At 64.8% G+C, this 7,260-nt stretch carries 6 protein-coding genes; 5 read left to right on the top strand and 1 reads right to left on the bottom strand.

Going from position 1 to position 7,260, the window contains the following annotated elements:
- The 4 genes from WAN02_RS22820 to WAN02_RS22805 all read left to right on the top strand — a co-directional run.
- Positions 1 to 1,037: sulfatase-like hydrolase/transferase (locus WAN02_RS22820; RefSeq protein WP_422266640.1), on the top strand; the 1,037-nt coding region annotated here is incomplete at its 5' end.
- A 93-nt stretch (positions 1,038 to 1,130) separates the two neighbouring features.
- The gene (locus WAN02_RS22815; protein ID WP_422266638.1) at positions 1,131 to 1,991 is read left to right on the top strand and encodes an HAD family hydrolase; all 861 of its coding nucleotides are present in this window, start codon (positions 1,131 to 1,133) and stop codon (positions 1,989 to 1,991) included.
- An 86-nt stretch (positions 1,992 to 2,077) separates the two neighbouring features.
- Positions 2,078 to 2,605, top strand: coding sequence for a hypothetical protein (locus tag WAN02_RS22810; RefSeq protein ID WP_422266636.1), 528 nt, complete (start codon positions 2,078 to 2,080; stop codon positions 2,603 to 2,605).
- The gene (locus WAN02_RS22805; protein ID WP_422266634.1) at positions 2,602 to 3,234 is read left to right on the top strand and encodes an RES family NAD+ phosphorylase; all 633 of its coding nucleotides are present in this window, start codon (positions 2,602 to 2,604) and stop codon (positions 3,232 to 3,234) included. Before WAN02_RS22810 ends, WAN02_RS22805 begins: the two co-directional genes overlap by 4 nt.
- A 31-nt stretch (positions 3,235 to 3,265) precedes the next feature.
- Here the strand turns inward: WAN02_RS22805 and WAN02_RS22800 are convergent, their stop codons facing one another.
- Positions 3,266 to 5,905 carry a GH92 family glycosyl hydrolase gene (locus tag WAN02_RS22800; protein WP_422266632.1) on the bottom strand — a complete coding sequence of 880 codons (2,640 nt, stop codon included), beginning with the start codon at positions 5,903 to 5,905 and terminating at the stop codon, positions 3,266 to 3,268.
- 149 nt (positions 5,906 to 6,054) lie between these two features.
- On the opposite strand from WAN02_RS22800, the gene WAN02_RS22795 reads away from it, so the two are divergent.
- Positions 6,055 to 7,260: DUF1254 domain-containing protein (locus WAN02_RS22795; RefSeq protein ID WP_422266630.1), on the top strand; the 1,206-nt coding region annotated here is incomplete at its 3' end.

The raw sequence follows: 7,260 nt of genomic DNA, 5'->3' as shown, positions 1-7,260 counted from the left end.
AGTTCGGGCCGCGCGGCGTGCTGCACACCTGGGCCAACGGCGACGGCACCCAGCGCATCGAGGACACCGGCCCGCTGACCAAGAAGCGGATGGAAACCTGCGACGGCGAATTCCACGACGCCGCAGTCGATTTCATCAAGCGCCAGCACGAAGCCGAGACGCCGTTCTTCGTATGGTTCAACACCACGCACATGCATTTCCGCACCCACACCAAGCCCGAAAGCGTAGGCCGCGCGGGGCGCTGGCAGTCGCGCTACCACGACACGATGTTGGATCACGACGACACGGTCGGCAGCATGCTGGATCTGCTCGACGAGCTGGGCATCGCCGAGAACACGATCGTCATGTATTCCACCGACAACGGTCCCCACATGAACAGCTGGCCCGACGCCGGCATGACCCCGTTCCGCAACGAGAAGAACTCCAACTGGGAGGGCGCCTACCGCGTCCCGGCACTGGTGCGCTGGCCGGGGCACATCCCGGCCGGCTCGGTGTTGAATGGCATTGTCAGCCATAATGATTGGTTCGTCACGCTGTTGTCGGCGGCGGGTGTGCCCGACATCGCCGAGCGGCTGCGCGCGGGCACAGACCTGAACGGCACGACCTACAAGGTGCACCTCGACGGGCACGACCAGTTGGCGTACATCACCGGCCAGACCGACGAGAGCCCGCGCAAGCACTTCTTCTATGTCTCCGACGACGGCGACCTCACCGCGCTGCGGTTCGACAACTGGAAGTTGGTCTTCCTCGAGCAGCGCTGCGTAGGCACCCTGCAAATCTGGGCGGAGCCGTACGTTGAACTGCGCGTGCCCAAGCTGTTCAACCTGCGCACCGATCCCTACGAGCGGGCCGACATCACGTCGAACACCTACTACGACTGGATGATCGACCGCATCTTCCTGTTCGTTCCGGCGCAGGCTTACGTCGCGAAGATGCTGGAGACGTTGGTCGAGTTCCCGCAGCGACAGAAATCTGCGAGCTTCAGCCTGGACCAGGTGATGGCCAAGTTGCAGGACGCTACTACTGGCAGCAGCTGAGCGATTCCGCTGGAACGCAACGACCCGCTCCCGTCCTGGCGCCCCGGCAGCACCCGGGACGCGCTGGAGGCGTTCCTGGCCGCGGCCGAGGAGGTGCCGGTCGCAGATCGGGTCGCCTACTTCGACAACGACGGCACGCTGTGGTGTGAGCGGCCCAGCTATGTACAGCTCGACTTCTTCCTCGACGCGCTGCGCCGACACGTTGCCCAGGACCCGTCGATCGGCGAGCGTGCCGAGTTTGCCGCCCTGCTCAGCGGTGATCAGGCGGCGGTCGCGGGGATCGGGCTGGAACGCATCGCGCTCGCGCTCGCCGGTCTGTTCGAGGGCATGACGCCGGAGGAGTTCGCCGCCGCGGCACGGGAATTCATGGGCAGTGCGGCGCACCCGCCGCTGGGCCGGCCGATGTGGTCGGTGACCTATCAGCCGATGTTAGAGCTCATCGCCGAACTGCGGCGCCGCGACTTCACGGTCGGGATCGTCACCGGCGGCGGCACCGAGTTCGTCCGGGCAATCAGCGACGACTTCTACGGTGTGCCAGCCGAGTTGGTGGTGGGCACCCTCATCGGCTACGAGGTCACCCGTGACGGCGAAGGCCCACCGGTCATCCGGCGCACCAGCGGCCTGCTCGGCGTCGCCAACGAAGGCAGCGCCAAGATCGCCAATATCCAGACTCAGTTGGGCCGCCGGCCGATCCTGGCCGCCGGCAACTCCGGGGGTGACCGGGAGATGCTGGAATGGGCTCAGGCCACCGGCTCTGCCAGCCTTGCGCTGCTGATCGACCACGACGACGCCGAGCGCGAATTTCAGTACGCCAGCAAGGCAGGGACGTTCGTCGAGACTGAGCCGATCACCGACGTCGGGGCACGCCTGGGATGGACCGTCGTGAGCATGGCCCGAGACTGGGACGTCGTATTTCCGCCGGAGCAAATGCTCGAGCGGGAGCGACCTCGTTGACATCATTGACGATATATACTTGACGGGCTTGACGCCAGTTCCTTGCCTGTGATGACGGGGCGCAAGCCGACCGAAGGGAAGCGACCATGACGGACCTTGCCGCATTCGAGCAGCAGATCATGCGATCAGTCGCCCAGAAGGTCCATGACCGAGTCCGGAAGGCCCGCGAAGCGCAGCTTGGTCCAGAAATGTTTGGCGACCCGGAGGACATCGCGGACGCGATGGTGGCGGCGCTTCCCTTGGGTCATGTCTTCGACGAGGTATCGGGGCCGTTCTACGACACGGCGGGCCTTAGCCGATGGCTGCAGATGTCCCGTCAAGCACTGCACCAGAGAGTGGCACGGCACGCGATTCTGGCGTGCCCCATCGACGGTGACGGCGTCGTCTACCCGACGTGGCAATTCCTCGACAACGGCGCGACCATTCCGTCGTTGGCCCAGGTACTCGCCACGCTGGCGGAGGGCACCGACGACGCATGGATGATCGCGCTGTGGATGCGGGCGCCAAGCGAAGACCTCGAAGGCGAGCCTCCCAGTGGCTGGCTGCGTAACGGCCGTGACCCCGAACGAGTGATTGCGATGGCATATCAGGTGGCGTCGAGCTGGGCGGCATGAGCAAATCGCGCCAGCGTCCAGCACTCGGCCGCCCGCCGGCCGACCTGTCACGTTTCCCTCGATCGCGACTTCAACCCAACGTGCTGTTGCACCGAGCGCACACTACTGGCAGGTCGCCGTGGTGGTTCTCCTCCGACTTGTCGGGTCGTTTCGATCTGATCCAACCGAATGGGACGTGTTATCTCGCAACGGATGTCGCCACCGCACTACGGGAACGATTCGGTCATGAGCTGGTCCGCCAAGGGGTCGTCACTTTCGAGGCGGCAGCTCGAACCCAGGTGTCGAAGGTGCAGATTTCGTCGACGCGCTGGCTCGCGAACACCTGCTCACCGGCCGCGACGAACTTCGGTATGACCCGCGAAATCGGGACGTGCCCGTCGTATGACATTCCGCAGGCGTGGGCGACGGCCTTCTTTGCCACCGGCAGGCATTCGGGCATTCGCTACCAAACCCGCTTCAGCACCGGCGCTGCGCCCAACGCAGCAGCTTTGTTTGACCTTGCGGGGCAACAGGGGTGGCCCACAGACCCCCATCCGCTTGGCGGTGTTCAAGCATGCATTGACGAGGGCATCAGAGTTGCCCACCGGCCCACCCGCCGACAGGTCCGCATAGTGCAACCGCCAGGATGAGCCGGCCGTGGCTGCCTCCGATGACCACCCATCACCCACTCCCCCCGCCCTCGCCGGTCGCGACCAGCAGCATGAACGTCCGCTCCCCCTTGCCCGCCTTGGTGGTCAGCACCAGCGGGTAGTAGCCGTCCTCCACCGATTTGGCCACCTTGATCGTCACTGTCGACGTGCCGGATCCGTCGTCGCCGAACTTCCCCGACGCCGACGTCACCGAAATCCCTGCCTCGTACGACTTTCCGCTGATCACATAGTCGGCAGGCCCGTCGACCATCCGCTGCACATTGACGGTCACATCGGTGTTTGTCCCGGCGTCCACCGCAACGATGGCCGGCGACACGTTCATGGTCACCGCAAGACTGCCCGCCCCGAACGAGGGCGGCGGCGACGACGCAGCGGTCCCCCACGACTTGTTCGGCTTGGCTGACAGCGAGAACGCCAGCTCGCCGCCACCGGCAAGAAGCGACTCCGGAAGATACGTCTTGTCGGTCGACCGGCCATCAATATGCAAGCCGTTGATGTACTGCAGCCGATGGTGCCCGGACGCGCCCGGCGCGGTGATCCGAATGAATTTGTCTGCGGGAAGGGCAATGTCGATGCGATCGAACAGCGGCGTGTTCACCGTCAGCGTCGAGGTCCCCGGGACGCTGGGATACACCCCCATCGCCGCCCACACATACCACGCCGACATCGCACCCAAGTCGTCATTGCCCGGCTCACCATCGGGCGTCGGACCGAACAGCGTGCTACGCACCAGGTCGACCAAGGCCTGCGTCTTCCACGGTTGACCGATGTAGTTGTACAGCCACGGCACCAGGAAATTGGGCTCATTGCCGGCCCACAGATACGGCTGCTCCGGGCCCACGTTGAGCTGCGAGGTGAACTTGTCCAGCCGCTCGGCCACCGCCTGCCGCCCACCCAGCGCGGTCACCAAACCGGCGACGTTCTGCGGCACGTACCACACGTATTGCTCGGCGTTGCCCTCGTCGAACCCGACCTGGCTGAAACAACCGTCCCCGGGCGGCACCACCGCAGGACCCGCGGGAAAGAAGCCCAGCGCATTACGCGGCTGAATCGAATGCGTGGTGGGATTGAACAGGTTCTGCCAATACTGAGCCCGATCCTGGAACTGACCCGCAGTCTTGGAATCCTCCAGCGCGGCAGCGAACTGGGAGATAGCGAAGTCATCGACCGACCACTCCAGCGAGATCGACGCCGCAGGGACAGTGCCGTGACACGACGTCGTCGGCAGCGGCAGATAGCCCCGGCGTAGATACGTCTCGATTTCGGGTCGTTCCACGTAACCATGGCGCCCGACACCACCCTTGGTCGCCGCCTCGAGCATAAAATGCAGCGCCCTGTGCACGTCGAAGTCCTTGGCGCCAAACGCATAGAAGTTCGCGATCAGCGCCACCACGCTGTCACCGGTCATCTCCGCGGTTGCCGTATTGGCCAGCGCCCACCGCGGAAACGACCCGCTCTGCTCGGCGTCGTTGACTAACGACTGCGCCATGTCGCTGGCCTCGGCAGGGAACACCATCCCCTGCAGCGCCGCCACACCGCGATAGGTATCCCAGTCGGAGTAGTTGTCGTACTGCGTATGCCCGGGCGCGACATTATGGATTTCGCCGTCGAACCCGATGTAGCGCCCGTCGACATCGTTGAAAGTGTTGGGGTTCAACAGCGAATGGTAGAGCGCGGAATAAAAAGTGGCGATGTCGTCTTCGGTGTATCCGGCGATCTTGATGCGTGAGAGCGCGGTGTTCCATTGTTTCGATGCGGCCGCGCGGATGTCATCGAAACCCGCAGCCGCCTCGTCCAGGTTCTTTCGCGCGCCGTCAATGTCCACGTAGGACAGCGCAGTTCGCACCTCGAGCTGCGTGCCGGCGGGGAACTCCACGTAACCCCCGGCGGCGCCTTGGTAACTCGAATAAGCGCTGCGGCCGTTGGGAAATACCGAGAAGCCGTCCCAGCTGCCGAACGACGTGAACGGCTTGTTGAACTTCATCACGAAATACACGGTGTAGACGTTGTTTTTCCCGCAGAACCCACCGCTGGTCGCCGACCCGGTGATCGTCATGTTGTCGTCACCGATTTGAATCTTGGCGGCCGAGTTGCCGCCCAGCGACCCGCCGGACCGCACGAAGAACCGCGCCGCACGATCGCTCGGGTAGTGGAAGCGGCCCACACCGGTGCGGTTGGTGGCGGTGAGTTCGGCCGTCACGCCCGCCGACGGCAGCCGCACCGTGTAGTAGCCGGGCACGCCGCGCTCGTTCTTGTCGTGGGCGATTTCCTCGTTGGTATCCCAGGGCGTCGAGCCGACCGGGCTGGTGGTCGGCAGCATCGAAATGTCACCGAAGGCCGGGCAGCCCACCGAGGCGTGCGTCATGCTGAACCCGGTGGCGCGCTTGTTCGAGTGGCTGTAGCCCGCGTAGTTGTCGACGGTGTCCGGTGAGTACTGCACCATCCCGAAGGGCACCGTGGGGCCGGGGAACTGGTTGATCTCCCCTACCGATTTGCCGCCGCTACCGGTGCCGATCAGGGTGTCGACGTGCTCGACCGGGTTGGCGACGAGTGGCGGCGGTTCGTAGGCCGTGGGCGTCGCGCTGGCCAACATCGCGCCGACCAGCAGCGCTGCCGCAATCAGCGCAACGGCACCCCGCCGTGACCGCATACCTGTGTCTACTCCTTCGCTGGCACTTCGTGTGGGAAGTGGCCCGGTGCGCCCACCTGCAGGCGCGCGCCGCGCCCGGATGGCGTGAAAGTATCCGGTGAGCGCGTAAAAACCCGGCGAACGCTGGGTCGACGCCACAGGTAGAAGGGATGGCCATGCGATCAACCATCAAACGGGTGGGCGTGCTGCTCGCCGCCTTGATGATGATCACTTCGTGCGGTAACGAGAAGTCCACCGCACCGGTCAAAACGTCTGAGACTCCGGGCTTATCGCAGTCGGAAACCACCGACATCGCCACCGAGGCCTACGCCTACGCCTATCCGCTCGTCACGATGGAGTACACCCGTCGCGGATTGACGAATGTGCCCGCCGCAGAAGACACCAAAGCGCCGATGGGTCAGATCGCGCGCATGCGCACCTACCCGAACGCATCGTTCAACATGGTGACCGCCCCGAACGCCGACACGCTCTACACCCAGGCCTGGTTCGACGTGGCGACGGAGCCGTGGATCGTCAGCGTCCCGGACATGGGCGACCGCTACTACCTGCTGCCCATGCTGGACGCGTGGACCAACGTCTTCGCCTCGCCGGGCACACGCAACGGCGGTGGCAAGCCGCGGACGTTCGCCATCACCGGTCCCGGGTGGCAGGGCACGTTGCCGCCCGACGTGCTGGAGTACAAGTCGCCGACGGCCTTGGTGTGGCTGTTGGGCCGCATCTACTCCTCGGGCACCCCGGAGGATTACGACGCGGTGCACAAGCTGCAGGATCAGATCGCCGCGGTGCCGCTGTCGTCGTTCGGTAAGCCCTATCTGCCGCCGATAGGTCCGGTCAGCGCGTCGGTCGACATGAAGACGTCGGTGCGCCAACAGGTGAATTCCCTTGGCGCGCCGGAGTATTTCAAGCTGTTCGCTCGTCTGCTCAAGACCAACCCGCCGGCCCCCGAGGATGCGCCGATGGTGGCCAAGCTGGCCAGGATCGGCATCGTTCCCGGGCAGGACTTCGACCCGACCAAGCTGTCGGCCGCAGCGAACACCGGCCTGGCCATGGCGCCAAAACTCGGTCAGGACAACATCAGTGGCTGGCGCGAAGACGGCGTGGTCGCCGGCGACTTCATCTACAAGAACGGCTGGGCCTACACCACCAAGGCGGGCACCTACGGGACCAACTACCGTCAGCGGGCCTTCGTGACCGAGGTCGGCGTCGGCGCCAACCTGCCCGAGGACGCCGTGTATCCCACCTCGGACGGCCCCGACCTCAAGCAGAAGTACAGCGGCGCAACCAAATACACCATGCACTTCGACAAGGGCCAGCTACCACCGGCGCGGGGATTCTGGTCACTGACCATGTACAAC

Origin of the sequence: Mycobacterium sp. (assembly GCF_049281135.1) — a bacterium.
Taxonomy (GTDB): Bacteria; Actinomycetota; Actinomycetes; order Mycobacteriales; family Mycobacteriaceae; genus Mycobacterium.
The sequence above is the reverse complement of the archived record's forward strand: the minus strand, read 5'-3'. Positions and strand labels throughout refer to the sequence as shown.

Excerpts from the sequence above, each read along its gene's own strand:
- WAN02_RS22810 (WP_422266636.1), top strand. The coding sequence starts at position 2,078 with ATGACGGACCTTGCCGCATTCGAGCAGCAGATCATGCGATCAGTCGCC.
- WAN02_RS22805 (WP_422266634.1), top strand. The coding sequence starts at position 2,602 with ATGAGCAAATCGCGCCAGCGTCCAGCACTCGGCCGCCCGCCGGCCGAC.
- WAN02_RS22800 (WP_422266632.1), bottom strand. The coding sequence starts at position 5,905 with ATGCGGTCACGGCGGGGTGCCGTTGCGCTGATTGCGGCAGCGCTGCTG.